The following is a 26804-nucleotide window of genomic DNA, read 5'->3' as shown; positions in this document are numbered from 1 at the left end:
TGAAGTGTGGTGTCAGTCGCCGAGGTCGACGACCTCGAATTCGAGGAGCTCGGCCGCGCTCGAGACGGGCGCCTGGCCGTTCGACTCGTGGGCCGAGGAGCGGTTGGCCTTCCAGTTCTCGAAGTCCTCCTTCGTCGCCCACTGCGTGTAGACGAAGTAGCGGTCGCCGCCGGCCGTGGGACGCAGCAGCTGGAAGCCCTCGAAGCCGGGCGCGCCGTCGACGGAGTGCTTGCGGGCGGCGAAGCGCTTCTCGAGTTCCGGGCCGGCGTTCTCGGGAACCGTGAGGGTGTTGATGGCGACGACGGACATATCTGCTCCTCCGTGGGGTCGGCGATGAGTGTCTGTCCTCCCGAGACTACGACCGCACCCTGGATCCACGCTGGGGTGTCCGGATGCGGTCGCGGTGCGTCTCGCGCCGACTCCACGCGCTGACTCTCACGGGGTGGTGCGCGCGGCGCCGATGCCCGGGTCGATCTGCACGGGGCCGTCGGAGTTCGGTGTGACGTCGAAGTCGAAGATCGCGGTGGGCAGGTAGACCGTGGCGCATGAGTTCGGGATGTCGACGACCCCGGAGAACCGACCCTCGATCGGGGCGGCGCCGAGCAGCAGATACGCCTGCTCGGGGCTGTAGCCGAACTTCGTGAGGTAGTCGATCGCATGGAGGCAGGCCCGCTGGTACGCCAGCTGCGAGTCGAGGTAGCGCTGTTCGCCGTCGAGGGTGACCGAGGTGCCGGAGAACGCCAGCCACTCCGAGTACTGCGGGTCGGAGTTGCCGGGCTGGAAGATCGCGTTCTCGCTCACCCCGTAGGTATCCATGCCGCCCTTGATGAGGTCGACGCGCAGGTCGATGAACCCGCCCATCTCGATGGCGCCGCAGAACGTGATCTCCCCGTCGCCCTGACTGAAGTGGAGGTCGCCGACGGAGAAGTTCGCGCCGTCGACGAAGACCGGATAGAACACCCGGGTGCCCTTCGTAAGGTTCTTGATGTCCTGGTTGCCGCCGTTCTCCCGAGGCGGGGCCGTGCGGGCGCCCTCGCCGGCGACCCGGTCGAAGTCCTCCCCGGTCAGCGACCCGAGGATCGCGCCGTTGGGCTCGGGCGGCAGGGCCAGCGGCGGTTCCCGATCGGGGTCGGTGGCGATGAGCGCGGCTTCACGGGTGTTCCATGTCCCCAGCAGATCGGCGCTCGGGGCCGTGCCCATGAGGCCGGGGTGGACGATTCCGGTGAAGGACACGTGCGGGACGTGGCGCGATGTCGCCGTGCCGCCGGAGAAGTCCCAGCAGGCCTTGTAGGCATCGGGGAACTGCTCGACGAGGAACGAGCCGCCGTTCTCCTTCGCGAAGATCCCCGTGTACCCCCAGCCCTGCCCGGCGAGAGGACCCTCCTCCTGCGGGATCGGTCCGACGTCGAGGATGTCGACGATGAGGAGGTCACCGGGCTTCGCCCCTTCGACGCCGACCGGTCCGGAGAGGGCGTGGACGATGTCGACCGGCGCATCGCGGACGTCATCGGCGCTGTCGTCGTTCTTGATGAACCCGTCGAACCATTCCCGGCAGTCGAGCCGGAACGATTCCCCGGGCTTGACGTGGACGGCCGCGGGAATGTCCGGGTGCCAGCGGTTATGGCCGGTGATCTTCTGGTCGGTGAACGGCTTGGTCGAGTCGAGGGGAAAGATGACGTCTGGCATGGCGTGTCCTTTGCGTGGAGTCGACAGTGACGGGCGGCGGAGCAGGACGGTGCTGATGGAGCAGCTGGGCGGTGCAGGACGGCTGTGCAGTGACGAGCGGCGAGCGGTGTCAGGCGCGCGGGAGGGTCTGGTGCCGAGGATCTCGGCTCACCCGCCTCGGAGCGCGTGGTGAACCGGGCAGACGATCGACGATGGGAGGGGCGTCTGCGGTGGCCGCGGTCGCATCGAGGAGTCGGTGGGCCGTGGTGTTCCCCGCGCCGAGGTGGGGCGAACTCACCACCGACCGTGCCGTCCCAGCGCAGCGGGGGCAGGCGATCGTCGACGGCTTCTCGAGCATGGGGAAGGTCTGCTCGGTGTCGCCGCACGCATCGCAGCGGTAGACGTATGTGGGCACTGCATCACCCCTGACTTCGCTGGTGGAGGGCCTGATGTGACCGTACAAGCATTCTGTCAGCGCGGCGAGAGCCTGGGAAGACCTGTTGAGAGATTCGCAGCGCGAGTGAGCGGCCGCCTCGGAGCGGGAGAGTGGCCGCGCCAGGGCGGGAAAGAGCCGCCTCGGTGCACCCGCTCACTGATTTCGCTGAAACCGAGGACGCAGAGTGTCGATGGCAGCGCTTCGAATCGACACTCTGCGACCTGAACTCTGGGATGGAGGGACTGGGGCGCTCGTGAGGCGGGTGTGGGGACGAGGGGCTGAGGACGAAGGCATCTGCGCCACCTCCACAGCGATTGTGCGCCACGTCCATGGCGATTCTCGCGCCGATTCCACCCTCGATCTGGCGCAGATCTCTCAGTGCCACCCTCAATCTGGCGCAGAGTGTTCGGGGCTGCGCACAATCTGGCGCAGAACCCTCAATGTGGCTCAGCAGCGGCGCGGGACGCGGTGCGGAGGTCAGGAATCGGCGACGGTGACCTCGGTGAAGGTGAGTCCGGGGGCGAGCACATCGGCGGCGCGCCGGATGCGCTCGGCGGTGAGGTCGCTGATCGTCGCGAAGCCGCCCGCGCGTGCGCTGCTGCTCGCAGACTTTGCCACTGCATCGCCGGCGCCCGCAGTCCCGGAGCTCGCAGCCATCGCCACTGCATCTCCGGCTCCTGCCCCACCGCCGCCGGGACCCGCGGCAGCACCGGCACCGGAGCCCGCAGTCTTCGCCGAGGGATCTCCCGCACCCTCGCCCGCCTCGCCGGCACCGGTGTCCGCGCCAGTGCCACCCGCACCATCGCCCGCCTCACCCGACGCACGCACGCCGCGGCCGCCGCACTTGCCGCGCAGCTTCTCCGGGAGCTGGACGAGGACGAACGACCGTCGTCCCTCGTCACGCCGGTTGGCCTCCATGACCGCCTGGGCCGTCGTCCCGGAGCCGGCGAAGAAGTCGAGGACGATGGCTTCGGGGTCGAAGAACGTCTGCGCGGTGATGAGCGTCTTGACGAGGTCGACGGGCTTCGGATACCCGAACACCCCGCCCAGACCGAGGTCCTCGAGGTCGTTCTGCCCGCCGAGGGCCTTGATGATCGAGTAGAGCTTCGAGCTCGCGAGCTCGTACGGCGTCACCCGCACCACCGCGTGCTTGCCGGGACCCCAGGGCCGGAGGATGTACTCGCCCGAGGCCAGCTTCGCGTCCACCTCGGCGAGCTTCCGCTCACCCTTGACCGCGCGGATGTCCTCGTACATGAGCCGCCGCTCCGACCCGCGCGCATACCGGCCGAAGCTCGCCCGCAGCACATCGGTCTCGACGAGCATCTTCCGCCCGTCGATGACCTCGACCTTCGCCGGGGCCTTCTTCTCCGTGAGGAACGCCCCCGCCGCGCGCGCGTCCCGACCCCACACGTGGATGTAGTCGTGCCCGCGGACGAACGACGGGGAGTTGCCGCCGCCCTTCGCACGCTGGTGGATGAGGGTGCCGAGCGAATTCGCCTCCCCGAAGACCTCGTGCCCGAGCAGCTGCGCCCACGCGCTCTCCCCATCGTCGAGGTGGAGGTAGAGCACGCCGTCATCGCGCATGAGCTCCCGGGCGAGGATGAGCCGCGGAGCCATGAAGTCGAGCCAGCTGCCGTGATCGTAGCCGTCGTCCTTGTACGCGTGCGCGTTGCCCGTGTTGTACGGCGGATCGATGTAGACGACCTTGACCCGGCCCCGATGCGTGGCGAGCAGCGACTGCAGCGCGGGCAGATTGTCCCCGACGACGAGGAGGTTCTCGTGCGGGTCGGGCACGTGGGTGCGCAGGCTGTGCTCATCCGTCCCCGGCAGTCCCGCGCCGAGGCGGCCGCCGGGAACCGTGAACCCGGCCCCCGGCGTGCGGCTCAGGTGGTGACCGAGCGCGAACGACTCCTCTTTGCCGGGCCAGGTCAGGGCGGTCACGGTCGTCATCACCTCGCTTGATCGTCTCGACGGTGCCAAGATGGCTGTATGAGTATTTCACGAGTGGCAGCCGTCGGCGCAGGCATCATCGGTGTGGCTCTCGCCCGTGAGATCACCCGCCGGTTCCCGGACGCCGAGGTGACGGTCCTCGACCGCGCCGACCGCGTCGCGGCCGCCCAGAGCGGGCACACCGCGGGCATCGTCCATGCGGGACTGACGGAGGCGCCGGGCACGCTCGAGGCGAAGCTCGCCCGCCGCGGCCTCGAACTCCTCATCCCCTACGCCGCCGGGCAGGGGATCGCGCTGCGCGAGTGCGGGCAGCTTGTCATCGCCCAGGACACCGATGAGGTCGAACGCCTCGAGGACCTGCTCACCCGGGCCGAGAAGACCGGCGTGCCCGGGGTGAGGGTGGTCGATCGAGCCGAGATGCGCGAGATCGAACCGCAGGCCAGGGGCGTGCAGGCCCTCTACTCACCCCATACCGCGATCACCGACTATCGCAGCCTCGCCGAGGCGCTCGCCGCCGACGTCCGGGAGGCCGGGGGCCGCTTCCGCTTCGGCACGGAGGTCACCGGCATCGACGTCATGAGCAACGAGGTGCGGGTGCGCGCCCGCAACGCCCCGACCGACGACGAGGACGGCTCTGAGTCGAGCGAGACCGGCTATTCGACCGACCTCGAGACCATGCCCGGCGAACGGCCTCACACCGACGACGACCAGGTCGTCGACCGGCCGCGCACGTATCGCGGTGACGACGGAGAGCCGCAGGTCGAGGCCGGCAGGGGCGGACGCGGCGGCCGGCTCGGGGAAGAGCTGCACCGCCGGTTCGGGGACAAGGACTGGTTCCGCAGCGCCGAGGACAAGATCGACGAATGGACCGGCACCAAACCCGTCGACCGGAACCGGCCGACCCCGCCCGCGGAGTTCGACGCCGGGGTCTTCGACCTCGTGTTCGTCGCCGTCGGGCTCCAGTCGGATCGGCTCGCCGCCGCGGCCGGCCTCGACCCCGAACCCCGGGTCGTGCCGTTCGCCAGCAGCTATTCGCAGCTGGTGCTGCCCGCCGCCGAGGCGGTCCACGGGATCATCGGCTCCGTGCCCGACCCGGATGATCCCCTCGAGGAGACGATGCTCGTGCGCACCGTCGACGGTGCGCTGCTGCTGGGCCCGACCACGCATATCGCGCTCGGTCGCAATGCCGGGTCGGCCCGTGACATCGACTTCGGCGACCTCGGCTCGTCCTTCGGGTTCTCCGGATTCTGGAAGTTCGCGAAGCGCAATGTGCGCTCCGCGGCCGAGGGTGTGCGGTCGGCGACGAGCACCTCGGCGCTCGTCGAGCGGATCAGGCGCTTCGCTCCCGATCTCGACACGGCGGAGATGACGGCGGGACCGCGCGGGATCCGCGCCGCGACGATCGATGCCAAGGGCGACCTCGTCACCGGACTGACCGTGACCACCCGCGGCCGACTCACCCAGGTCCGCAGCGTGCCCGCATCAGGGGCGACGATGGCGCTCGCGATCGCCGAGCACATCGTCGAGCGCGCGCAGGCAGCGGGGCGCTGAGGGGCTCAGCCCTCGGAATCGCGCTTGCTCGTCGACCGCAGGGCACAGATTGCGGCGAGGGCGATCCCAGAACCGATCGGCGCGCCGATCATCGTGGGAAGGACCCGTTGGAAGCCTTCGCTCATGCTGCCCGTCAGCATGCCGATGATCGGCCACGCCACGACGGGAACCAGGCAGATCCCGATCCAGGTGAGGACGAAATCGATGGGGCGTTCGGGCCGTGCGGTGAAGAACCGCCGCAGCGCGCCTGTCTCGGACGAGGACACCGCTCAACCTCCTCAATGCTCGGGCCCACCAGTGTAGTTGCAGGTCAGAGGCCGATCAAGGATCTCGTCGAACGCGCGCAGGCTGCAACCGGGCGCTGAGGCGGCTCAGCCCGAGTGGCGTTCGAGGAACTCGAAGACCTCGGTGTCGTCGACGCCGGGGACCGCACCGGGTGGGACGGCGGCGAGCAGCGAGGCGTGCATCTTCGCCGACGGCAGCGAGTTGTCCTCCCACTTCGCGGCGAGGTCGTCCGGGGCCGTCCGGCAGCATGAGGGGTCCGGGCAGCGCGACTGCGAACGGATCGGCGACTCCCGACCCTCGAACCACTTGACGTGGGCGAAGGGGACGCCGACGCTGATCGCGAAGTCACCGCCGGGCAGCACCCGGGCGGTGCACCAGAACGAGCCCTGCGGGGTGTCGGTGTACTGGTAGTACGGGCTGAACCGGTCGGCGACGCGGAACACCGTGCGCGAGGTGAAGCGCTTGCACGCGAACTGCCCTTCGATCGCCCCGAGCGGATCGGTGGGGAACGGCAGGCCGTCGTTCGAGTACGCCTTGTGGATCGTCCCCGAGGTGTGGACCTTCATGAAGTGGACGGGCAGGTCGAGGTGCTCGGTCGCGAGGTTGGTGAACCGGTGCGCCGCGGTCTCGTAGCCGACGCCGAACATGTCGCGGAGGTATTCGACGGACAGCTGCCGCTTGCGCTTGGCCTCGGTGAGCACGGGCACGGCCTCACTCTCCGGCAGCAGCACGGCTGCGGCGAGGTAGTTCGCCTCGACGCGCTGCTGGAGGAACTCATGGAAGTCCTTCGGCGAATCATGGCCGAGCACATGCGGGGCGAGGCTCGTGAGCAGGTGCGTGCGCGGATCGAATGCGGCATCTGCGTTGGGCAGGTAGATGCGGCGGTTCGCCGTGTCGGAGATCGACCGGGTCGAACTCGGCAGATCCGAGACGTAGTGGAGGCTGAAGCCGAGCTTCTCGGCGATCGTCGCCGTCTCCCGCTGCGACACCGTTCCCGATTCGTACCCGGCGAGGCTGAGCAGCTCGGCGGCCTGCTTCTCGAGATCGGCGAAGTAGTTGTTCTTCTCGCGCATCATCTCCCGCAGCTCCCGGTTGGCCCGCCGAGCCTCCTCCGGGGTCGCCGCTCTCCGGGTGAGCACCTCGGCGAGCTGCCGCTGAAGTCCGACGATCGCCTCGAGCGCATCCTGCGGCAGGGACTTGATGCGCACCTGCGGCAGGCCGAGCGAGGAGTACATCGGCGAGGCCTGATTGCGTTCGGCCTCGAGCTCGAGCGCCTGCCGACCGTCGACGGGAGTCGGGTCGATGAGCTCGGCGACCTCGGTGCCGAGCGCCGCTGCGATCGCGGCGAGGAGCGTGACAGAAGTTTCCCGCTTGCCGTTCTCGATCGTCGAGATCTGCGAGGCCGCACGCCCCACCCTCTCCCCGAGCTCGCTCAGCGTCATCCCCGCCTGTTTGCGAAAAAATCGGATTCTTCTGCCGATGCTGAGGCTGTCGACGGGCTGGTCGAGATCGGTTCCCTGCGTCTGTGTGCTTGTCACAACGGCCTCCGAGGCGTCGAATCGGCGAGTGATGCGCGAGTGTGACCAGTATGACAGAACTGAGATTTTTCACCAATGGGAAAAGCGCAGAATATTCTTCCCACTTTCCTCTGTCGCACCCCTTGCGGCCCCACCAAGATGGATGACACGAACCACCTCGGCAAGCAATCAGGAGTGAGAACAATGAGCGCCAACGAACTGCACGACATCGAAGCGATCCGCCGCGACTGGGCGACCAACCCCCGGTGGCAGGGAGTCGCCCGCGAGTACTCGCCCGAGGATGTCGTCAAGCTGCGCGGATCCGTCATCGAGGAGCACACGCTGGCCCGTCGCGGAGCCGAGAAGCTCTGGGAGGAACTCCACGATCTCGACTTCGTCAACGCCCTCGGCGCGCTCACCGGCAACCAGGCCGTTCAGCAGGTCAAGGCCGGGCTCAAGGCCATCTACCTCTCCGGCTGGCAGGTCGCCGCCGACGCGAACCTCTCCGGCCACACCTACCCGGACCAGTCGATCTACCCGGCGAACTCGGTGCCCGCGGTCGTCCGCCGCATCAACAACGCCCTGATGCGCGCCGACCAGATCGAGCATGCCGAAGGCGTGCAGACCGTCGAGGACTGGATGGTCCCGATCGTCGCCGACGCCGAGGCCGGCTTCGGCGGCCCGCTCAACGCCTTCGAGCTCATGAAGGGCATGATCAACTCGGGTGCGGCCGGTGTCCACTGGGAGGATCAGCTCGCGAGCGAGAAGAAGTGCGGCCACCTCGGCGGCAAGGTCCTCATCCCGACCTCGCAGCACATCCGCACCCTCCAGTCGGCCCGCCTGGCCGCCGACGTCGAGAACGTCCCCTCGGTGATCATCGCCCGCACCGATGCCGACGCCGCGACCCTGATCACCACCGACGTCGACGAGCGCGACAAGCCCTTCCTCACCGGGGAGCGCACCGCGGAGGGCTACTACAAGGTCCGCAACGGCCTCGAGGCCTGCATCGCCCGCGGCAACGCGTACGCTCCGTACTCGGATCTGCTGTGGATGGAGACGTCGCTGCCGGATCTCGAGATCGCGAAGCAGTTCGCCGAGGCGATCCATGCCGAGCACCCGGACCAGATGCTCGCGTACAACTGCTCGCCGTCGTTCAACTGGAAGAAGCACCTCGACGACGACACGATCGCGAAGTTCCAGCGCGAACTCGGTGCGATGGGCTACAAGTTCCAGTTCATCACCCTCGCCGGCTTCCACGCCCTCAACTACTCGATGTTCGACCTCGCCCACGGCTACGCCCGTGAGCAGATGAAGGCCTACGTCGAGCTGCAGGAGCGCGAGTTCGCCGCCGAGGACCGCGGCTACACCGCGACGAAGCACCAGCGCGAGGTCGGCACCGGCTACTTCGACCTCGTCTCGACCGCCGTCAACCCGGAGGGCTCGACGCTGGCCCTGTCCGGGTCGACCGAAGAGGCTCAGTTCCACTGAGCCGATCCGGCCCACAGACTCGGCGCGGATCGACGGTGTTTTCACGGGGTTTGCACCGCCGATCCGCGCCGGCACCTCCTACTTCCCCAGCCCCGCACCATCACCATCTCATCAGTCCCGCACAGCACTCACGACGAGTGAGGAGAAGTCCCATGTCACGCATCACGATCAACGCCCCTCTCGACTCCGGTTCCGACGCGATCCTCACCGCAGACGCGCTCGACTTCGTCGCCGACCTGCACGAGAAGTTCGGTGACCGCCTCGGCGCTCTGCTCGCCAAGCGCGACAACCGTGCGGCCGTGATGAACGACGGCACGCTGCCCCGGTTCACCCCCGACTACGCAGCCGTCCGCGCCGACCGCACCTGGCAGGTCGCCGGGTCGACGAGCGCCCCGGGACTCGAGGACCGCCGCGTCGAACTCGTCGGCCCGGTGACCGAACCCGAGGTCGTCGCAGCGCTCAACTCCCAGGCCAAGGTGTGGCTCGCGGACTTCGAGGACTCGACGTCCCCGACGTGGGCGAACATGATCGGCGGTCAGCACGCCCTGTACCTCGCGATCCGCGATCGGCTGCCCGGGGTGAGCAACCGCAACCAGCCGACGATCGGCATGCGCCCCCGCGGCTGGCACCTGCCGGAGAAGCACCTCATCGTCACCGCTGAGAGCGGCGAGCAGTCGCCGGCGATCGGGGCGCTCGTCGACTTCGGCCTCTACTTCTTCCACAATGCGAAGCAGCTCATCGACTCCGGATCGGGACCGTACTTCAACCTCCCGAAGCTCGAGTCCTCGCTCGAGGCCCGCCTGTGGAATCAGATCTTCGTCTTCGCCCAGGAGGCACTCGGCATCGACCAGGGCACGATCCGCGCGACCGTGCACATCGAGACGATCGACGCCGCGTTCCACATGGAGGAGATCCTCTGGGAGCTGCGCGACCACTGCGCCGGCCTCCAGGCCGCCGGCTGGGACTACCTCTTCTCCGTCGTCAAGAACCTCCGCCACTCCCCGGAGTTCGTCCTCCCCGACCGGGAGCGCCTGACGAACGCGCTGCCGCTGATGAAGGCGTTCACCGACCGCCTCGTGTGGACGTGCCACCGCCGCGGAGCCCACGCGATCGGCACGATGAGCAACCTCATGACCGACCACCCGGACGAGGCCTTCGTCGCCTCCGAGTTCGCGCGGATGCGCGAGGACAAGGCCCGGGAGGCCTGGCAGGGATTCGACGGCACGTGGGTGGCCGATCCCGGCCTCGTGCCCGCCGCGCTCGCCGTCTACGATGCCGCCCTCGGTGAGCGTCCGCACCAGTTGGACAACCTGCGACCCGACGTCCGCGCGTGCGCCGAGCATCTCCTCGACATCACCGGTCTCGAGCCGATCGTCACCGAGGAGGGGGTGCGGGTCAACATCCGCGTCGCCATCGGCTACCTCAACGAGTGGCTCGGCGGCAACGGCAACGTCGCGCTCGAGAACCTCCTCGAGGACGTCTCGACCGCGGAGATCTCCCGTTCGCAGATCTGGCAGTGGATCCACCACGAGGTGACCCTCGACAACGGACAGCAGGTGACCCGTGAGCTCGTCGAGCGCTACCTCGGTGAGGAGCTCGCCGTCCTCGAGCAGCAGCCCGCTGACCACCTCGCCGAGGCGGTCGAGATCTTCCGTGCCAGTGCCCTGACCGACGAGTTCCCCGAGTACCTCACGGTCCCGGCCTACACCGAGCACCTCGTCGACCGGGTGGCCAAGGGCGCCGTCCACGCCGCCTGAGCCCTTCGGCTCGACCGGCCCCGTTCAACCGGCCCGGTTCGACCGGCCCGCACAACTGAAGAGCTCAGCCCCGATCCGCATCGGCACCCTGAACCCGTCCGACTCGTCCTGCACAGCGAGTCGTCACGGGGCGCGGGTGCCGATGTGCGTCGGGGCTCAGCTCTCGTCTCCGCCCCAGCCCTCCGGCGGCCACGGCTGGCCCTCGGCCTGGGCGTTGAGCTGGTAGGAGATCGCACCGTCGAGGGATTCGCGGATGATGTCGGCATGACCGGCGTGCCGGGCGATCTCCGTCGTCAGGTGGTTGAGGATCCAGCGCAGACTCATGTCGAAGTCCGGCGGCATCCACGGATTGGCCACGGTCACCCGTGTGTCGAGGTCGATGCCGGAGTCCGCGACGTCGCGGCGGGCGGCGGCGATCTCGGTGACGGCGCGGTCGAAGGCGGCGAGCACCTCGGCGAGTGTCTGGTCCGGCAGGGTCCCGCCGTCGAATGAGCCGGAGAGCCCGAGCTCCGCATTGAACGCGGCGTAGTCGGCCTCGGTGGGGACGAAGTCCGGACGGCGGACCTGCTGCAGCCAGCTGTAGACGACCTGGGCGCTGTGGGCGAGCAGCCCCATGATCGACAGGGCGCTGACCGTGGGCGTGCTGCGCGCCTGCTCCTCGGTGAGGTCGAGGGCGGTGAGCCGCAGCTGCCCGCACTGCTGCTCGAGGAACGAGAAGAGGGCGTCGGCTTCGGTGGTCACGGACGGGGCGAAGAACGGCATGGCTGACTCCTTGGCGGTTGAGCGGTCGGACAGTTGGCACTGATCGAACACCACAAGCGTCTGCGGTTTTGCGGACATATGATGTCCGCATGCGAACCGAGGTCAGACTGCTGCGCATGCTCGCGCTGCTGAGCTCCGGGCGCGGTCTCACCGCGGCCGAGCTCGCCGCCGAATTCGGCGTCACCACACGCACGGTGCGCCGGGACATCACGGCGCTGCGTGATCTCGGGTATGCCATCGACGCGGCGCCCGGCGTCGCCGGCGGCTACCGTGCGCACAGCCGGACCCTGCTCCCGCCGCTGCAGCTGGCGGCCGGGGAGGCGATGGCCACCGGCCTCGGACTCGCCCTCCTGCGCGGGGCCGGACTGAGCACGGCGACCGCCGAGTCGGCCGGGCGGAAGCTGACAACGATGCTGCCGCCGACGATGGCCGCGACGGTCCGTGCCGTCGAGACCGCGGTCACCGTCGCCCCCGGCCACGCACCCGACGTCGACCACGAGACCGTCGTGACGATCGCCTCGGCGATCTCCTCCCGCCACCGCGTGACGTTCGCGTATGCGAAGCCGTGGACCGACGCCGAGGCGGAGCAACGTCGCGTCGAACCCGCCCAGCTCGTCGTGCTCGGGGCCCACTGGTACCTCTTCGGCTGGGACCTCGACCGCGAGGACTGGCGCGTCTTCCGCCTCGACCGGATGAGCGCGGTCCGGGCGACGACGTTTCCGATCCCGGCCCGCACGGTCCCCGACGCCGAGGCGGCCGTCCGGCGCGCCGTCACCGCCGCCGCGTACGAGCACACGGTCATCCTCGACGTCGATGCTGTCAAGAGCGAGGCCGAGTCCTGGTTCCCGACCCGGGCCGCGACGATCACCGAGGTGCCCGGCGGTGTGCGCATCGAGTTCGGGGTCACCGACCTGCGATGGGCGGCCGCGCTGACCGGGAGCATCCCCGCCGCCTGCCGGATCATCGCGCCCGGTGAGCTCATCGCCGAACTGCGCGCGCTGCGAACCCGGGTCGACGCGATGTGCAACGCCGAGGTGTCCGGGAAGTGACCGCGCGGTGAACCGCCCGTGCGGTCATCCATATACTTGAACCCATGACGATACTCATCGGCTATCTTCCTGCCCCGGAGGGCGAAGCGGCACTGCGTGCGGGATTCGCGGAGGCGGCACTGCGCTCCTCGAGCGCGGTCGTCGTCAACTCCCAGCGACGCGGAGCCAGCGGCGCTCCCACCGAGATCGACCAGGACGACATCGATCGCATCGTCGCCCTCGGCGAGGAGTCTGGTGTCGCCGTCAGCGTCCTCCAGCCCGACCACGAGGACGACGTGCCGGGCACCCTCAACGACCTCGCCGCCGAGCATGACGCCCAGCTCATCGTCATCGGGCTGCGGAAGCGCTCGGCGATCGGGAAGTTCATCCTCGGCTCACAGGCTCAGCGCATCCTCCTCGAAGCCGAAGTCCCCGTCCTCACCGCGAAGGCCTGAGTCTCACCGCAAAGGCCTGAGTCTCACCGCGAAGGCCTGAGCCCGACTGTCCCCGGAGGCACAGCTCACGGGCGGGGTGTGTCGAGGCCGTGACCCCACGCGAGGAGTTCGGCGAGTGAGACGCCCTGAGCGTCGCTGAGATCGGCGATCTGCGTGCGGCACGAATAGCCGTCGGCGAGGACGACGCCCAGCTCGCCGGAGGACCCGCGTCGGTCGCCTCCGCCTTCTGCTCCGCCGTCGCCTGCGTCGCGCAGCGCCGGGAGGAGGGCCACCTCGGCGACGGCGACCGAGGTCTCGTAATGGCCCTCCTCGACCCCGAAGTTCCCGGCCAGCCCGCAGCACCCGCCGAGGAACGTCGCGTCGGCTCCCGCGCGGGAGAGCAGCTCGCGATCGGCGGCGGTGCCGAGCACCGCGGACTGGTGGCAGTGCGGCTGCACGGTCGCACTCACCCCGCGCAGATCCGGCAGTTCGGCTCCGACGGAGAGGAGGAACTGCGCGAGCGTCTGCACGCGCGATCCGACCCGGGCGGCGGCCTCCCCGCCGAGGAGTTTCTGCGCATCGTCTTTCAGCGTGGCCAGACACGAGGGCTCGACCCCGACGATGGGAACGTCGCCCGTCGCATCGAGGGCCGCGATGGTCTCACCGAGGTTCGTCCGCGCGACATCGAGCTGACCGGTGGAGATGAGCGGCAGACCGCAGCACACCGTCTGCTCGACGACCCGGACCGTGACGCCGGCGTGCTCGAGGACCGCGACGGCCGCACCGAGGATCCGCGGGGAGAAGTGATTCGACCATGTGTCCGCGAAGAGGACGACCTCGCCGAGGCGGTCCGCACGGGCCGCGGCGCCCGCACGGGATCTGCCCGCCCCCGCCTCGGCGAGGGAGGACCACCACGACCGGAATGTCGTCGACGCGAACACGGGAATCGTCCGGCGGGCGTCGATCCCGGCCAGCCGCTTGCCCACCGTGCCGATCCCGGGCAGCCGCGCCACCCGGTTGACCAGGGACGCGAGCGGGGTCACGGCCCGCGCCAGCTGCGGGAGGAACCCGAGCGAGTAATGCGAGCGCGGCCGCAGCCGTCCCCGGTAGGACTGGTGGAGGACCTCGGCCTTGTACGTCGCCATGTCCGTGCCGGTCGGGCATTCGCTGCCGCACGCCTTGCACGACAGGCACAGGTCGAGCGCCTCGGCGACGGCGGGGGAGTCCCACGCGGTGGCGAGCAGATCGCCGGAGACCATCTCCTGGAGCACCCGTGCCCGGCCCCGCGTCGAATGCTTCTCATCCCGTGTGGCCTGGAACGACGGGCACATGGTCCCACCGGTCGCGGCGGAATCCGCGCGGCATTTGCCCACCCCGGTGCACCGGTGGACGGCTGAGGCGAAGCCGTCGGCGTCCCCGGGATAGGCGAACGCGAGCTCACCGGGGAGCCGCTCGCGCTCGGGCAGCCGGGTCAGCCGGATCGCTGCGTCGAGCGGATCGGGATCGACGATGACGCCGGGGCCGAGGAGATGCCGCGGGTCGAAGAGCTCCTTGACCGCGCGGAAGAGGTCGATGACCTCGGGCGGGTAGAGGAGCGGCAGCAGCTCCGACCGGGCCCGTCCGTCGCCGTGCTCGCCGGAGACCGACCCGCCGTAGCGGGCGACGAGCCGCGTCGCGGCGACGAGGAAGTCCCGCATCACCGTCGTCCCGCCGGCCGCCTCGAGCGGGAAGTCGACGCGCATGTGCAGGCACCCGTCCCCGAAGTGCCCGTAGGGGATGCCCCACAGACCGTGCTCGTCGAGCAGATCCATGAGATCCCGGAGATAGTCGCCGAGGTGCTCGACCGGGACCGCGGAATCCTCCCACCCCGCATGGGCGTCCCGTCCGTCGGGGGTGCGGGAGACGAGTCCGGCCCCGTCGGCGCGGATCGCCCACACCTCGGCAGCGGCCTCGGCATCGAGGACTGCGGCATCGCCGGCACGCGCCTCGGCGATGAGCCGCTGCGTCTGACCGGCGAGCACGGCCTCGTCGTCGCCGGTGAGTTCGACGACGAGCCAGCCCGCGCCGTCCGGCAGCGCGGGAACCGCCTCGGCGCCCTTGGCCGCGACGACGCGATCGAGCATCCGCGAATCGAGCCCTTCGCACGCGGTGACGGGGAAGTCGCTCAGCAGCGGCGCGTCATGGGCGGCGGCGACCATGTCCGGGTACCCGAGGACGACCGCTGCGGTGTGGGCCGGTTCCCTGACGAGCTGCATCTTCGCCGCGAGCACGATGCCCCACGTGCCCTCGGAGCCGGCGAAGGCGCGACGGACGTCGAAGCCGTTCTCCGGCAGCAGGGCCTCGAGTCCGTAGCCGGAGACCTGCCGGGAGAACGTGCCGAGATGGGTGCGGATGACGCCGAGGCGGTCGGCGACGAGCGCGTGGAGGCGCGGGAAGAGCGCTTCCGGGTTCGTCTCGTCGAGGTCGACGATCGTGCCGTCGACGAGCATGACGGTGAGCGCCAGGAGGTTCGCGCCGGTCCGGCCGTAGCCGAGCGCGCGCGGGCCACACGCGTTGTTGCCGATCATGCCGCCGATCGTGCAGCGCGTGTGCGTCGAGGGGTCGGGTCCGAAGCGCAGACCGTGGACCCGGGCTGCCGCCTGCAGGGTGGCGTGGACGCAGCCGGGCTCGACCCAGGCCGTCTGCGCGGCCGGATCGAGGTCGAGGACCGCGGTCATATAGCGGGAGAAGTCGAGGACGATCCCGGTGCCGATCGCATTGCCGGCGATCGACGTGCCCGCACCCCGACTCGTCACGGGCACGCCGAGGCGGCGGGACACCGCGAGGACCGCCGCGACGTCGTCGGCACCCCGCGGGAAGACGATGGCCGCCGGCACGAGACGGAAGAGCGAGGCGTCGGAGGAGTAGGCGGCCCGGTCGGCGGGATCCGCCGTGACCTCGAGACCGGCCCGGGCGAGTTCGGCGACGATGTCCGCGACGGCGGGAAGAGCGGCAGACTGCCCGGTGAGCGGGCGCTCCGAAGTCGTCATGGTGTGCATTCTGCCACCGTCAGCGCAGGCGATCGAGTGCACCGAATGGGCAAATAGCGTTGCCATAAGGTGCAATTGCACTCCGTTACCGTTTTGTAACTATTCGGTGGAGCATAAGCTCCCCCGCTTCCAGTATTCGGGAAAAATTGGCGTCGCATAGGCGTCGTGGTATTTAATGGAAGGACATTTTCCTGTGGCGGTGGGCCACATGTGCAGGCAAGGAAAGAACAATGTCACGTCGCGCTCGTGAATTAACAGTAGATCAGACAGCCCTGGTTGCGGCTGTGAGGAGAATTTCCCGACAGCGGACCAAGATCAACACGAATTACGTCATGTCGATCCTCCGCGCTCGCGAGGAGGGAGCGACCTTCGGCGCCATCGCCGAGGCCGCCGGCACCTCGTCTCAGGCGGTGCAGGAGATCGTGCGGCGTCATGGTCGCGTCAAACGCGCAGAGAACTCTGGTGAGAAGGCCGGATCGCAGGCCGGAGCGGCTGGCTCCGGTGCCTCGGTCCCGGCCGCTGAGACATCGGCCGTCGCTGCCGAGTGAGTCATGTGAACGCGTGAAGCGCGGGGCCGCCGTCGGCGACCCTGCGCTCGCGCGCGCTCTCCGGCGCCCGGTGCGGCGCGGAGGCGGCACCGCGGGATGCGGAAATCGACAGTTCCCATGTATTGTCCCGGAATAATCTCTCCGAGTTTTCCGAATTGATATTTACACGGTAAAGCAGGATTAATTCTCGGCGTTAAACTAACCCATTCCGCTGGACTTTGAGTGGACGGAAGCTGAGCGTTCGATCCATGTCAGGTGAACGATAGCGTCGCGGAGATTCCGCGCGTCCGAGAATTTCCGATTGTGATGATCGTGTGACATTCGGCGGGCTCGGGCGGCCCGGCATGCGCGTGCGACCGCGCGTTAAGGTGGCCGCATGACAGCATCCGGTTCGCTGCCGCGCAGCCTCTCCGATCACCCGCTCGTCCGCATCGCGGCAGATCTCTCCGTCATCGCCTGGGAGCAGATGTCCCAGTGGCGTGCCGTCCTCGGCGCCGACCTCGATGCCTCGGTCGTCGACACGAAATCGTCTCCGAACGATCTCGTCACGGCCGCGGATGCCCAGATCGAAGCGCTCGTGCGCGGATATCTGCGCGCCGTGCGCCCGGGTGACCTGATGATCGGCGAAGAGGGCGCCGAGGCGATCGGCCCTGTCGACTTCTTCGGCCGCGTCCTGCTCGGGCGGCTGAGCTTCTTCGACCCCGGAGCCGGCGCGCTCGTCGCGGCCGACCTCGATGGCGATCAGCAGCTCGAGTGGCACGTCGACCCCATTGACGGCACGGTCAACTTCGTGCGCGGCATCGAGCACTTCGCGTTCTCCGTCGGCGTGCGCCGCGGTGCCGACGCGAACTTTGAGGGCACTGACCCTGAGGCCGCTGTGCCCGGAAGCGAGGACGAGGGCTGGCTGATCGGGCTGGTGGCGTCCCCGGGACTCGGGGCGACCTGGCTGGCCGGCCGCGGACACGGTGCCTACCGCGTCGACGGCCGCCTCGTCGATCGGCTCCCGGAGCCCGGCGACTCCGCTGCCGTGATTCCGGCGACCCGTCTGACCGGTGAGCCTGCGGGCTTGAGCGGGAGACTGCTCGCGACGGGATTCGCCTACACGGAGGAGGGGCGGGCGGCCCAGCTGGCGAAGCTGCCCGAACTCCTCTCCGGCTACAACGACATCCGCCGGTGCGGATCTGCGGCGATCGACCTCTGCATGGTCGCCGAAGGCAAGGTGACGAGCTACGCCGAGCGCGGACTCGGGATCTACGACTACGCCGGGGGAGCGCTCATCGCCGAGGAGTCCGGCGCTGCTGTGCGCCGGGGAGGCAGTCGCGGCGCGACCGCTGCCGCGGATTCGCCCGCCGAGCTCGACCGCCTCCTCGCCGTGGTCTGAACCCTGCCGGAGTCTGAGGATCCCCGCGCGGGAAACTGTGACCTGAATAACGCAATATCGACGTCGTCTATTTCTTGAAGCTTAGGCTAAGCTAATGCGCAGATGGTTCACATCTGACCACGCACGCTGTCCCCTGAAGGAAGTAGAACACGATGATCTCGACCCGCCTCCGCCTCGGTGCCGCTGTCGGCGCCCTGGCCCTGGCCCTGTCCGGTTGCGCTGCCAGCGCCGAATCCAGCGAGCAGAGCACCTCGGGTGCCGGCACCGTCGAGGTCGAGGACAACAACGGCACGCAGACCGTGACGACCCCGCCGACCTCCGTCGTGGCCACGGACAACCGCACGTTCGAGACCCTCGACTCGTGGGGCGTCGAGCTCAGCGGCGCCGCCGTCAGCCTCATGCCCGAAGGCCTCTCGTACACGACGGACGAGACCATCAAGAACCTCGGCAACCACCGCGAACCCGACCTCGAGCAGGTCGCTGCCGCGAAGCCCGACCTCATCGTCAACGGGCAGCGCTTCGCCCAGTACCACGACGACCTGCAGAAGCTCGCTCCCGAGGCCGTCGTCCTCGAACTCGATCCGCGTGACGACCAGTCCTTCGACGAGGAGCTGCGCCGCCAGACGACGACCCTCGGCGAGGTCTTCGGCAAGCAGGACGAAGCAGCCAAGCTCGTCGAGGACTTCGACGCCTCGATCGAGCGCGCGAAGGCCGCGTACAACGGCAGCGACAAGGCCATGGGCCTCATCACCACCGCCGGCGAGATCGGCTACTCCGCACCCGGCGTGGGACGCACCGTCGGCCCGGTCTTCGACATCCTCGATCTCGAACCGGCCCTCGAGGTCGAAGACGGCAGCGATGTCGACAAGGGCGACGACGTCTCCGTCGAGGCGATCGCCCAGTCGCAGCCCGACCTCATGCTCGTCCTCGACCGCGACGCCTCCTTCGCTCCCGACGAGCGCGAGAAGGGCTCGGCCCCGGCGGCCGAGGTGCTCGAGAAGTCCGAGGCGCTCAAGGACGTGCCGGCGATCAAGGACGACAAGATCGTCTACTTCCCGCAGGACACCTACCTCAACGAGGGCATCCAGACCTACACCGAGTTCTTCAACTCCTTCGCCGACAAGCTCGAAGCGGCGAAGTAAACCGGCAGGCCGCCGCGGCACAACGGGAAACGGCAGGATGACGACACCAGAGAACACGTCCCGGTCACGGGTGACGGCGACCGCCTCGGCAAATGGGGATTCCCCCGCCGAGGCGGTCGCCGCCGTCGCCGGTCCACGCCCCATCCGATCAGCCGGGTCCACCGGCACCGCGGGCGGGAACCGGCTGCTGAGCTGGAAGCTCGTGCTCGCGACGATCGGGGTGCTCGGGCTCATCGCCGCCTCCCTGCTCACCGGGGTCTACGACATCTTCGGCGCCGCCGACGGTGCGGAGATGTTCCAGATCACCCGGGTGCCGCGCACGATCGCGCTCATCCTCGCGGGCGCGGCGATGGCGATGTGCGGACTCGTCATGCAGCTGCTCACGCAGAACCGCTTCGTCGAACCGACGACGACCGGCACGACCGAGTGGGCGGGCCTCGGCCTCATGCTCACCGTCATCATCTACCCCGACGCGACGATCGTGCAGCGGATGATCGGCGCGATCCTCGCCGCATTCATCGGCACGATCGTCTTCTTCCTCTTCCTCCGCCGCGTCTCGCTCAAGTCCTCCCTCATCGTCCCGATCGTCGGGATCATGCTCGGGGCGGTCGTCGGGGCGGTCTCGACGTTCATCGCGGTGCGCACCGACATGCTCCAGAGCCTCGGCATCTGGTTCGCCGGCAGCTTCACCTCGATCCTCCGCGGCCAGTACGAAGTCCTCTGGATCGTCGCCGTCGTCGTCGTCGCCGTCTTCATCACCGCCGACCGCTTCACCGTCGCGGGCCTCGGCAAGGACATCTCGACGAGCATCGGACTCAAGTACAACCAGGTCATCCTCATCGGCACGATCCTCGTCGCGATCGCCACCGGCGTCGTCACCGTCGTCGTCGGCTACCTGCCGTTCCTCGGCCTCATCGTCCCCAACGTCGTCTCGATGGTCCGCGGCGACGATCTGCGCTCGAACCTGCCGTGGGTGTGCCTGCTCGGCATCGCGATCGTCACCGTCTGCGACCTCATCGGCCGGGTCATCATCGCCCCGTTCGAGGTCCCGGTCTCACTCATCCTCGGCATCGTCGGCGCGGCCGTCTTCATCGCCCTCCTCCTGCGTCAGAGGAGGCGCGGCTGAAATGAGAGACACGAGCATGAACGCCCCCGACCCCCGTCCCCGGCTCAGCGCGGAAACGGTCCCGGGCCCCGCCTCGGCGCCCAGGACGACACCCCGGCACTCCGGTGCGCTGACGACCCCACGGGCCCGGCGCCGGTACTGGACGATCATCGCAGTCCTCGCCGTCGCCGCGATCGCGATCGCCTTCGGGCTCCTCGCGTGGGACAACCCGCTGCCGATCACCGACGAGGGATTCTGGCTCATCGCGGGCCTGCGGGGGCGCAGCCTCGTCGTCCTCATCATCGTCGCCCTCTGCCAGGCCTTCGCCACCGTCGCCTTCCAGACGGTGACGAACAACCGGATCATCACGCCCTCGATCATGGGATTCGAGTCGCTCTACGTCGCGATCCAGACCTCGGCGATGTACTTCTTCGGGGTCACCGCCATCGTCGAACTCCGCGGCCTCGTGCCCTTCACCGTCCAGCTCGTCGTCATGGTCGGGCTCTCGCTCGCCCTCTACGGCTGGCTGCTGTCGGGGAGGTACGCGAACGTCGAGGTCATGCTCCTCGTCGGCGTCGTCATCGGCGGCGGGCTGGGATCGGTGGCGACGTTCATGCAGCGGACCCTGACGCCGAGCGAATTCGACGTCCTCTCCGCCCGCCTCTTCGGGTCGATCGCGAACTCCGACGCCTCGTACCTGCCCGTCGCGATCCCGCTGTGCCTGGTCGCGTGCGCGGCGATCTACCTCCGCTCCTCGCGCCTCAACGTCCTCGCCCTCGGGAAGTCCGTGACCGGCAACCTCGGGCTCAGCCATTCCCGCGAGACCATCACGATCCTCTTCTTCGTCTCGATCCTCATGGCCGTGTCCGTGTCGATGATCGGGCCGATGATCTTCCTCGGGTTCCTCGTCGCGATGCTCGCCTACCAGCTCTCCGACACCTACGACCACCGGTACGTCCTGCCGATGGCCGCCCTTCTCGGGTTCGTCATCCTCGGCGGCGCGTACTTCATCCTCAAGAACATCTTCTACGCCGAGGGTGTCGTGTCCATCATCATCGAAGTCATCGGCGGAGGCGTGTTCCTCTTCGTCATCATGCGGAAGGGTCGACTGTGATCACACTGTCCGGCGTTGCCAAGAACTACAGCGAAGCCACGCAGATCGGCCCCGTCGACCTGCAGATCCCCGCCGGCGGGGTGACCGCCCTCGTCGGCCCGAACGGGGCGGGGAAGTCGACGCTGCTGACGATGATCGGGCGCCTCCTCGGCCTCGATGCCGGAGCCATCGAGGTCGCCGGGTTCGACGTCGCGGCGACGAAGTCGAAGGATCTTGCGAAGATCGTCTCGATCCTGCGCCAGGAGAACCACTTCATCACCCGGCTGACGATCCGCCAGCTCGTCGGCTTCGGCCGCTTCCCGTACTCGAAGGGCCGGCTCACCGTCGCCGACGAGGAGATCGTGTCCCGGGCGATCGACTTCCTCGAGCTCGGCGAGCTCGAGGACCGGTTCATCGACGAGCTCTCCGGCGGCCAGCGGCAGCGCGCTTACGTCGCGATGGTGCTCGCCCAGGACACCGACTACGTCCTCCTCGACGAACCGCTCAACAACCTCGACATGAAGCACTCGGTGCAGATGATGCAGCACCTGCGCCGGGCGGCCACGGAGATGGGGCGCACGATCGTCATCGTCATCCACGACATCAACTTCGCCGGCCACTATGCCGACCACATCTGCGCGGTGAAGAACGGCGCGGTCGTCGAGTTCGGAACGCCGGAGGAGATCATGACCACCGAGGTGCTCAGCCGCGTCTTCGACACTCCCGTCGAGGTCGTCGACGGTCCGCGGGGGCCGCTTGCCGTTTACTTCTGAGGGGGACTGCCCTTAGCGCCGCCCTCAGCGGGGCCGTTGTTCTCGGGCTTTCGCGCGTCTCCGTCAGCGGTTCGCGGTCGGAGCGGTCGCCTCGGCGGGGGCGGGGATCGAGGTCCGCACGGCGAGGATGACGAGGGCGATGAGCCCGACGATGAGGAGTCCGTCGGCCGCGATGTAGGCGAGATGGAGTCCCGACCCGCCGTCGTCGACACCGGCGAGGACGGCATCGGTGCGCTCGTTGAGCAGCGGTCTGATGGCCGCGACCTTGACGATGAGGACGCCGATGACGGTGCAGGTGAGCGCCCGGAACGCGGTGCCGACACCGTCTTTGAGGATCGCCCAGAGCAGGACCGCGGCGATGACGATCTCCACCCAGTTCATCGCCGTGAAGACGAGGCGGCCGATGCCGAGCCCGAGCGGGATCGTGATGCCCGGCGCCTGGAACTTCAGCGGCGCCTCGATGAGCGAGATGCCGATGATGAGGCCGAGCCACACGGCCGGCAGCACGACGCGCGCACCCGCGGACAGTCGCGAATCTTGGGGACCGAGAACATTGACCATGCCCAGGATTCTACTCCGCGTAGAAAACCGGTCGGCTTGTGTCTCACAGGTCGACGGCGGTCAGTTCGCAGCGGTCGGCGAACCGCCTCGGCGCCGCCAGAGGATGACGCCGAGGACCAACGCGCCGAGCGCGAAGAACGGGGTCGACGCGAGATCGGGGAACGAGAGGTTGTCGGGATCGGCGACGTCGCGGAGGCCGAGGCCGCGCTGGCCGACGGCGAAGAAGACGACGTTGTAGCCGCCGTGCACGCCGATCACACCCCACAGGTGTCCCTGGATGATGACGAGGAGGGCGGCGAAGAGCGCGAAGACGATGACGAAGAGCGCATAGAGCGGGGTCATCGTCGGATTGCCGAGGTGGAGGGCGACGAAGAGGAGCGCCTGGACGGCGACGGCGGGCCACAGTCCGATCCACCACGCCGTGCCGCGCAGGAGGAAGCCGCGGGAGACGATCTCCTCGCCGGCGCCCTGGAGGACGTAGGTGAGCAGGTAGAGCAGTGCGACGAGGACGAGTGCGGCGCCGCCGGGCATCTCCGCCGGCTGGGTGGGCCGGACGAGGTCGCTCGACCAGGCGATCGCGGTGCCGAGTCCGCTGATCGCCGCCCCGAGGAGGAGGCCGGTGGCGAAGGCGCCCCAGCGCGGTCGGCTCAGACCGATCGACGCGAGCCCGACCCCCAGACGCGCCCGCAGGTAGATCGCGATGACGGCGACGGTGCCGAGCACGCCGACGAGATAGCCGATGGCGCGGGCGGAGGCGTCGGTGAGCGACCACGGCAGCGGGTCGATGACCCCGGCGGCGAGGAACGGGATGAGGCCGATCGCGTTGAACGCGAAGCCGAAGACGGATAGCACGGCGGCGATGATGAGGATCTCGGTGACGCCGAGCACGCGGCGGGGGAGTCGAGCGTCGGAGGCGGCCGCGGGGATGGGGAGGGGAGGGGCGGTCATCGGCCCATCATAGACTGAGCGCATGCGTCTGTTCTCCCACGCCGTCGTGCGCACTCTCGACCCTCCCGCGCCGACTCCGACCGCACCGGCGGACGCGATCCTCGTCGACGGGGGAACGATCGTCGCGATCGGGACGCGGGACGAGCTGCTCGCCCTCGCGACCGCCGGAGCCGAGGCGGCGACAGGGGTGCTGACCTCGGACGATGGCGGGGCGACCGCCTCGGCGGGGGCCGCTGCGGGGGTCGAGGAGATCGACTGCGGGGGACGGGTCATCCTCCCCGGCCTCGTCGATGCGCACATGCACTCCGTCGCGTATGCGGCCTCGCTCGTCGACCTCGATCTGTCGGGGACGACATCGCTCACCGAGGCGGTCGCAGCCATCCGCGAGCGCGCGCAGACCCTGCCGGTGGGCACCTGGGTGGTCGGCTCCGGCTGGGACCTCAACCGCTGGGCGGACCCGCGGTATCCCGACCGCGCGCTGCTCGACGCCGAGGTGCCCGACCACCCGGTGGCGATGTGGTCGATCGACCTCCACACGGTGTGGGCGAACGGGCACGCGCTCGAGATCGCCGGCATCGACGAGGCGACCCCCGATCCGTCCGGAGGTGAGATCGTCCGTGACGCCGAGGGCATCGCCACGGGTCTCATCAGGGAGGACGCTGCGGATCTGCTCATTCGCTTCATCCCGGAGGTCTCCCGGGAGGAGCAGGTCGAGATGCTCGACCGGACGCAGCGGCTCTTCCTCTCCCTCGGGCTCACCGGGATCCACGACTTCGACGGCATCGCCTCGACGCTGGGGTGGAACGATCTGCGCGAGGCCGGCCGGCAGGACATCCGGGTGACGAAGTTCCTCCGCGGGCCCGAGGTGCCGTGGGCGATCGAGACCGGGTGGCAGACCGGCGGCGGGGACGACTGGCTGCAGCACGGCGGGCTCAAACTCTTCGCCGACGGGGCGCTCGGCTCGCACACGAGCCACATGTCCTCACCGTTTCCGGCACCGGAGCCGGCCGGGGTGGGCGTCCACGGCGCCGAGGCGCGGGAGGCGGCAGCCGATTCGGCCGTCGCGTCAACCGGTGCGGGGACGGCGGCGCCGGTGGCCGAGACCCACCTCAACTACGGCATCGCGCAGATGAGCGAGGACGAGCTCTTCGAGCAGGCGCGGATCGCGACGGAGGCGGGGATCTCCGTGGCGATCCATGCGATCGGCGATCAGGCGAACCATCATGTGCTCGGCGTTTTCGAGCGGCTGCGGCCGATCACGCTCTCAGTCGAGGCGCGTCTGGGCAGGCGCCTGCGGCACCGGGTCGAGCACGCGCAGTTCATCCAGCCGGCTGATGTCGCGCGGTTCGCCGCCCTCGACGTCACCGCGTCGATGCAGCCGCGCCACTGCATCTCCGACCTCCACCTCCTCCACCTCATCGACGAGTCCGCGCAGCTTGCCGCGTATGCGTGGCCGGATCTCGTGCGGGCCGATGCCGCGGTGATCTTCGGCTCCGACGGGCCGGTCGAGCATGCGAATCCGTTCGCGGCGATCTACGCGGCGATGACGCGGGCCGACATCGCCGGCGATCCGACGACGACGTTCCAGCCCGAGCGGCGGATGTCGGCCGTCGAAGCGCTGCGACTGCACACCCGGGCACCTGCGGTCGCCGCCGGCCTGGGCGAGCGGCGGGGACGGCTGGCACCGGGCATGGATGCCGACTTCATCGCCGTCGACACCGATCCGTATGTCGCCGACGGCCTCATCGACGCCGAGGCGCCGGCCGGTCCCGTCGGTCTGCTCGGCTATGTCTCGGAGGCCGCGCTCTTCGCCCACGCCGAGGCGATCCGCGACACCCGTGTCACCCTCACCGTCGTCGGCGGCGAGGTCAAGCACTCCGCGTGAGGCGCGCTGGCTCGGGAGGCGCGTCGCCACGCCGGCTCATGTCGGCCAAAAGTGAAATTGCCACTCGACTGGTCGAGCGCATTTGCACTTCTGGCCGACAGACACCGCGTGTCGCGCCGCGCCGCCGCTCATGGTTCGTCACCGACCGCCGCCGCTCACCCCGCCGCCCGCTCCACCAGCCGCTCGAGGGCGGCGGCGTAGCGGGCGGCCATCATCTTCTGGGAGGCCACCGACACGGGTTCGACCGCCTTGAGCAGCGGGTTGCCGGGCACCGACCGTGCGGTGATCGAGGCGATGAGGCGCTCGTCGTCATCGATCGAGACGAGGAACGTCTCCACGCCCGTCTCGAGATGACCGGGCAGCGTGCGGTAGACGAAACCCGCCTGCCGGTCGGTGTCGATGACGTCCTCGACGATGCACGAGCCGACCGGCACGATGAGGTCCTCACCGCGCAGCCGCCTCGGCGGGGCGGGCCAGAGCGGATTGAGCCAGAGGTCGACGATCATCCCCTGACGCACGGGCCGCTGCGGGCGGACGATGACGCCGGCACCGGCCTGCAGCTGCCACGAGAGGATCGCCTCGCGCGCGATCGGGAAGCCTGCGGCCGGGCCGATGTCGCGGATGTGCTCGAGAGCGTTCACGGCGCCACCCCGGCCGCGTCGCGGCAGATGTCGCCGTAGCGGGCGGCGACCCCCTCGGCGTCGAGTTCCCCGCCCGGGCGATACCACTGCGCGACACCCGTGCAGATCGTCGTGATCGCCCGCGCGGCATCCCGCGGGAACGGCGTCGTGAACACGCCCGCGGCCACGCAGGCGGCTACGGCATCGTCGAGGAGCTTCTGCTGGCGGTCGCGGGCGGCGATGTGGGACTCCCTGGCATCGGCGGGCAGGCTGCGGATCTCACTGAACGCGATGAACGCGATGTCGGCCTGGTGGGCGTGGAAGAGGAGGAGGTTCTCGACGAGGCGGTCGAACCGCGAGAGCGGATCCTGCGGGCCGTCCGCGAGCGCCGCAGTGCTCCGCGCCCACAGATCGGACATGGCCAGGCGGTCGATCTCCGTCAGGATCGCCTGCTTCGAGGCGAAGTGATGGTAGAGACCGGGCACCGAGAGGCCCGCGGCCTGCGCGACCTGGCGGATCGAGGTGCCGTGGAAGCCGCCGCGGACGAAGCAGTCGAGAGCAGCGGTGAGGAGGGGAGGGAAGAGGGGAGTGTCGTAGGTTCTCCAGGCGGCCACGTCGTCATCCTTGTCTTGAGCCGGCGGGTGGGGCGCCGGCGAGCGTGCGCGAAGCAGCCCGAATCCGGTGCTGCCTCCGACACCAATCTACGTCCCCGGTGCCCGGTCGGCGGAGTAGGGGAGCAGGAATGTCGCCGAGGCGGTCCGGCGGATCCGAGAACGACCCTTGTGCCGGACCGGAATGTGACCTAAGCTACATCAGTAACCGAGCGAGCGCTCGGTCGGGCAGGTG

Annotated in this window: 24 protein-coding genes; 12 read left to right on the top strand and 12 right to left on the bottom strand. The window is 69.1% G+C overall.

Going from position 1 to position 26804, the window contains the following annotated elements; genetic code table 11:
• Positions 1-12: 12 nt before the first annotated feature.
• The 4 genes from ACFQ91_RS14070 to ACFQ91_RS14055 form a co-directional block, all read right to left on the bottom strand.
• Complete coding sequence (locus ACFQ91_RS14070; RefSeq protein WP_198500358.1) at positions 13-309, bottom strand: antibiotic biosynthesis monooxygenase; 297 nt, start codon at positions 307-309, stop codon at positions 13-15.
• Between the two features lie 126 nt (positions 310-435).
• Complete coding sequence (gene fmdA, locus ACFQ91_RS14065; protein WP_198500359.1) at positions 436-1686, bottom strand: formamidase; 1251 nt, start codon at positions 1684-1686, stop codon at positions 436-438.
• 109 nt (positions 1687-1795) lie between these two features.
• On the bottom strand, positions 1796-2080 hold the full coding sequence (locus tag ACFQ91_RS14060; RefSeq protein WP_198500360.1) for an FmdB family zinc ribbon protein: 285 nt from the start codon (positions 2078-2080) through the stop codon (positions 1796-1798).
• Positions 2081-2578: 498 nt separating this feature from the next.
• The gene (locus ACFQ91_RS14055; protein ID WP_232623814.1) at positions 2579-4051 is read right to left on the bottom strand and encodes a site-specific DNA-methyltransferase; all 1473 of its coding nucleotides are present in this window, start codon (positions 4049-4051) and stop codon (positions 2579-2581) included.
• A 39-nt stretch (positions 4052-4090) separates the two neighbouring features.
• Between ACFQ91_RS14055 and ACFQ91_RS14050 the strand changes: the two genes are divergently transcribed.
• Positions 4091-5602 carry an FAD-dependent oxidoreductase gene (locus ACFQ91_RS14050; protein WP_249120937.1) on the top strand — a complete coding sequence of 504 codons (1512 nt, stop codon included), beginning with the start codon at positions 4091-4093 and terminating at the stop codon, positions 5600-5602.
• 5 nt (positions 5603-5607) lie between these two features.
• On the opposite strand, the gene ACFQ91_RS14045 is transcribed toward ACFQ91_RS14050, so the two are convergent.
• Together ACFQ91_RS14045 and ACFQ91_RS14040 are read right to left on the bottom strand one after the other, a co-directional pair.
• Positions 5608-5868, bottom strand: coding sequence for a hypothetical protein (locus tag ACFQ91_RS14045; protein ID WP_211978306.1), 261 nt, complete (start codon positions 5866-5868; stop codon positions 5608-5610).
• Positions 5869-5973: 105 nt separating this feature from the next.
• Positions 5974-7425 (bottom strand): helix-turn-helix transcriptional regulator, encoded by a 1452-nt coding sequence (locus tag ACFQ91_RS14040; protein WP_198500362.1) that lies wholly within the window; start codon positions 7423-7425, stop codon positions 5974-5976.
• 183 nt (positions 7426-7608) lie between these two features.
• On the opposite strand from ACFQ91_RS14040, the gene aceA reads away from it, so the two are divergent.
• Together aceA and ACFQ91_RS14030 are read left to right on the top strand one after the other, a co-directional pair.
• Entirely contained in the window at positions 7609-8892 is a 1284-nt protein-coding gene (aceA, locus tag ACFQ91_RS14035) for an isocitrate lyase (protein ID WP_211978305.1), read from the top strand.
• Positions 8893-9044: 152 nt separating this feature from the next.
• Entirely contained in the window at positions 9045-10649 is a 1605-nt protein-coding gene (locus ACFQ91_RS14030) for a malate synthase (RefSeq protein WP_211978304.1), read from the top strand.
• Positions 10650-10805: 156 nt separating this feature from the next.
• On the opposite strand, the gene ACFQ91_RS14025 is transcribed toward ACFQ91_RS14030, so the two are convergent.
• Positions 10806-11411: a DinB family protein gene (locus ACFQ91_RS14025; RefSeq protein ID WP_211978303.1), complete on the bottom strand. Its 606-nt coding sequence runs from the start codon at positions 11409-11411 to the stop codon at positions 10806-10808.
• A gap of 89 nt (positions 11412-11500) precedes the next feature.
• On the opposite strand from ACFQ91_RS14025, the gene ACFQ91_RS14020 reads away from it, so the two are divergent.
• Together ACFQ91_RS14020 and ACFQ91_RS14015 are read left to right on the top strand one after the other, a co-directional pair.
• Positions 11501-12460: a YafY family protein gene (locus tag ACFQ91_RS14020; protein ID WP_211978302.1), complete on the top strand. Its 960-nt coding sequence runs from the start codon at positions 11501-11503 to the stop codon at positions 12458-12460.
• A gap of 44 nt (positions 12461-12504) precedes the next feature.
• Complete coding sequence (locus tag ACFQ91_RS14015; protein ID WP_140955366.1) at positions 12505-12894, top strand: universal stress protein; 390 nt, start codon at positions 12505-12507, stop codon at positions 12892-12894.
• 65 nt (positions 12895-12959) lie between these two features.
• On the opposite strand, the gene ACFQ91_RS14010 is transcribed toward ACFQ91_RS14015, so the two are convergent.
• Positions 12960-15902, bottom strand: coding sequence for an FAD-binding and (Fe-S)-binding domain-containing protein (locus tag ACFQ91_RS14010; RefSeq protein WP_376871161.1), 2943 nt, complete (start codon positions 15900-15902; stop codon positions 12960-12962).
• Positions 15903-16234: 332 nt separating this feature from the next.
• Here ACFQ91_RS14010 and ACFQ91_RS14005 point away from each other — a divergent pair, with 332 nt between their 5' ends.
• From ACFQ91_RS14005 to ACFQ91_RS13980, 6 genes are all read left to right on the top strand, one after another.
• Positions 16235-16450, top strand: coding sequence for a hypothetical protein (locus ACFQ91_RS14005; RefSeq protein WP_140955364.1), 216 nt, complete (start codon positions 16235-16237; stop codon positions 16448-16450).
• Between the two features lie 376 nt (positions 16451-16826).
• Positions 16827-17831, top strand: a complete 1005-nt coding sequence (locus ACFQ91_RS14000; protein ID WP_211978300.1) for an inositol monophosphatase family protein — start codon at positions 16827-16829, stop codon at positions 17829-17831.
• 152 nt (positions 17832-17983) lie between these two features.
• Entirely contained in the window at positions 17984-18973 is a 990-nt protein-coding gene (locus ACFQ91_RS13995) for a siderophore ABC transporter substrate-binding protein (RefSeq protein WP_211978299.1), read from the top strand.
• A 37-nt stretch (positions 18974-19010) separates the two neighbouring features.
• Positions 19011-20099 (top strand): ABC transporter permease, encoded by a 1089-nt coding sequence (locus ACFQ91_RS13990; protein ID WP_249120935.1) that lies wholly within the window; start codon positions 19011-19013, stop codon positions 20097-20099.
• 1 nt (position 20100) lies between these two features.
• Positions 20101-21192 (top strand): iron chelate uptake ABC transporter family permease subunit, encoded by a 1092-nt coding sequence (locus ACFQ91_RS13985; protein WP_211978298.1) that lies wholly within the window; start codon positions 20101-20103, stop codon positions 21190-21192.
• Positions 21189-21944: an ABC transporter ATP-binding protein gene (locus ACFQ91_RS13980; protein ID WP_211978297.1), complete on the top strand. Its 756-nt coding sequence runs from the start codon at positions 21189-21191 to the stop codon at positions 21942-21944. Before ACFQ91_RS13985 ends, ACFQ91_RS13980 begins: the two co-directional genes overlap by 4 nt.
• A 63-nt stretch (positions 21945-22007) precedes the next feature.
• Here ACFQ91_RS13980 and ACFQ91_RS13975 read toward each other — a convergent pair whose 3' ends face one another.
• Together ACFQ91_RS13975 and ACFQ91_RS13970 are read right to left on the bottom strand one after the other, a co-directional pair.
• A complete protein-coding gene (locus ACFQ91_RS13975) occupies positions 22008-22505 on the bottom strand; it encodes a hypothetical protein (protein WP_211978296.1) in 498 nt (165 codons plus the stop codon).
• Positions 22506-22565: 60 nt separating this feature from the next.
• Positions 22566-23453 carry a CPBP family intramembrane glutamic endopeptidase gene (locus ACFQ91_RS13970; RefSeq protein WP_211978295.1) on the bottom strand — a complete coding sequence of 296 codons (888 nt, stop codon included), beginning with the start codon at positions 23451-23453 and terminating at the stop codon, positions 22566-22568.
• 22 nt (positions 23454-23475) lie between these two features.
• On the opposite strand from ACFQ91_RS13970, the gene ACFQ91_RS13965 reads away from it, so the two are divergent.
• The gene (locus ACFQ91_RS13965; protein ID WP_198500373.1) at positions 23476-25338 is read left to right on the top strand and encodes an amidohydrolase; all 1863 of its coding nucleotides are present in this window, start codon (positions 23476-23478) and stop codon (positions 25336-25338) included.
• A gap of 155 nt (positions 25339-25493) precedes the next feature.
• Here the strand turns inward: ACFQ91_RS13965 and ACFQ91_RS13960 are convergent, their stop codons facing one another.
• Both ACFQ91_RS13960 and ACFQ91_RS13955 read right to left on the bottom strand, forming a co-directional pair.
• Positions 25494-25979: a DUF1990 family protein gene (locus ACFQ91_RS13960; RefSeq protein ID WP_211978294.1), complete on the bottom strand. Its 486-nt coding sequence runs from the start codon at positions 25977-25979 to the stop codon at positions 25494-25496.
• On the bottom strand, positions 25976-26572 hold the full coding sequence (locus ACFQ91_RS13955; protein WP_211978293.1) for a TetR/AcrR family transcriptional regulator: 597 nt from the start codon (positions 26570-26572) through the stop codon (positions 25976-25978). Before ACFQ91_RS13955 ends, ACFQ91_RS13960 begins: the two co-directional genes overlap by 4 nt.
• Positions 26573-26804: the final 232 nt, after the last annotated feature.

It is taken from the genome of Brevibacterium sp. NPDC056726 (assembly GCF_042790515.1).
Taxonomy (GTDB): domain Bacteria; phylum Actinomycetota; class Actinomycetes; order Actinomycetales; family Brevibacteriaceae; genus Brevibacterium; species Brevibacterium sanguinis.
The sequence above is the reverse complement of the archived record's forward strand: the minus strand, read 5'-3'. Positions and strand labels throughout refer to the sequence as shown.

Excerpts from the sequence above, each read along its gene's own strand:
- ACFQ91_RS14010 (WP_376871161.1), bottom strand. The coding sequence starts at position 15,902 with ATGACGACTTCGGAGCGCCCGCTCACCGGGCAGTCTGCCGCTCTTCCC.
- ACFQ91_RS13975 (WP_211978296.1), bottom strand. The coding sequence starts at position 22,505 with ATGGTCAATGTTCTCGGTCCCCAAGATTCGCGACTGTCCGCGGGTGCG.
- ACFQ91_RS13990 (WP_249120935.1), top strand. The coding sequence starts at position 19,011 with ATGACGACACCAGAGAACACGTCCCGGTCACGGGTGACGGCGACCGCC.
- ACFQ91_RS14030 (WP_211978304.1), top strand. The coding sequence starts at position 9,045 with ATGTCACGCATCACGATCAACGCCCCTCTCGACTCCGGTTCCGACGCG.
- ACFQ91_RS13970 (WP_211978295.1), bottom strand. The coding sequence starts at position 23,453 with ATGACCGCCCCTCCCCTCCCCATCCCCGCGGCCGCCTCCGACGCTCGA.
- ACFQ91_RS14005 (WP_140955364.1), top strand. The coding sequence starts at position 16,235 with ATGTCGATCCTCCGCGCTCGCGAGGAGGGAGCGACCTTCGGCGCCATC.
- ACFQ91_RS14070 (WP_198500358.1), bottom strand. The coding sequence starts at position 309 with ATGTCCGTCGTCGCCATCAACACCCTCACGGTTCCCGAGAACGCCGGC.
- ACFQ91_RS13965 (WP_198500373.1), top strand. The coding sequence starts at position 23,476 with ATGCGTCTGTTCTCCCACGCCGTCGTGCGCACTCTCGACCCTCCCGCG.
- ACFQ91_RS14055 (WP_232623814.1), bottom strand. The coding sequence starts at position 4,051 with ATGACGACCGTGACCGCCCTGACCTGGCCCGGCAAAGAGGAGTCGTTC.
- fmdA (WP_198500359.1), bottom strand. The coding sequence starts at position 1,686 with ATGCCAGACGTCATCTTTCCCCTCGACTCGACCAAGCCGTTCACCGAC.
- ACFQ91_RS14050 (WP_249120937.1), top strand. The coding sequence starts at position 4,091 with ATGAGTATTTCACGAGTGGCAGCCGTCGGCGCAGGCATCATCGGTGTG.
- ACFQ91_RS14020 (WP_211978302.1), top strand. The coding sequence starts at position 11,501 with ATGCGAACCGAGGTCAGACTGCTGCGCATGCTCGCGCTGCTGAGCTCC.
- ACFQ91_RS14025 (WP_211978303.1), bottom strand. The coding sequence starts at position 11,411 with ATGCCGTTCTTCGCCCCGTCCGTGACCACCGAAGCCGACGCCCTCTTC.
- ACFQ91_RS13985 (WP_211978298.1), top strand. The coding sequence starts at position 20,101 with ATGAGAGACACGAGCATGAACGCCCCCGACCCCCGTCCCCGGCTCAGC.
- ACFQ91_RS14000 (WP_211978300.1), top strand. The coding sequence starts at position 16,827 with ATGACAGCATCCGGTTCGCTGCCGCGCAGCCTCTCCGATCACCCGCTC.
- ACFQ91_RS13995 (WP_211978299.1), top strand. The coding sequence starts at position 17,984 with ATGATCTCGACCCGCCTCCGCCTCGGTGCCGCTGTCGGCGCCCTGGCC.
- aceA (WP_211978305.1), top strand. The coding sequence starts at position 7,609 with ATGAGCGCCAACGAACTGCACGACATCGAAGCGATCCGCCGCGACTGG.
- ACFQ91_RS14015 (WP_140955366.1), top strand. The coding sequence starts at position 12,505 with ATGACGATACTCATCGGCTATCTTCCTGCCCCGGAGGGCGAAGCGGCA.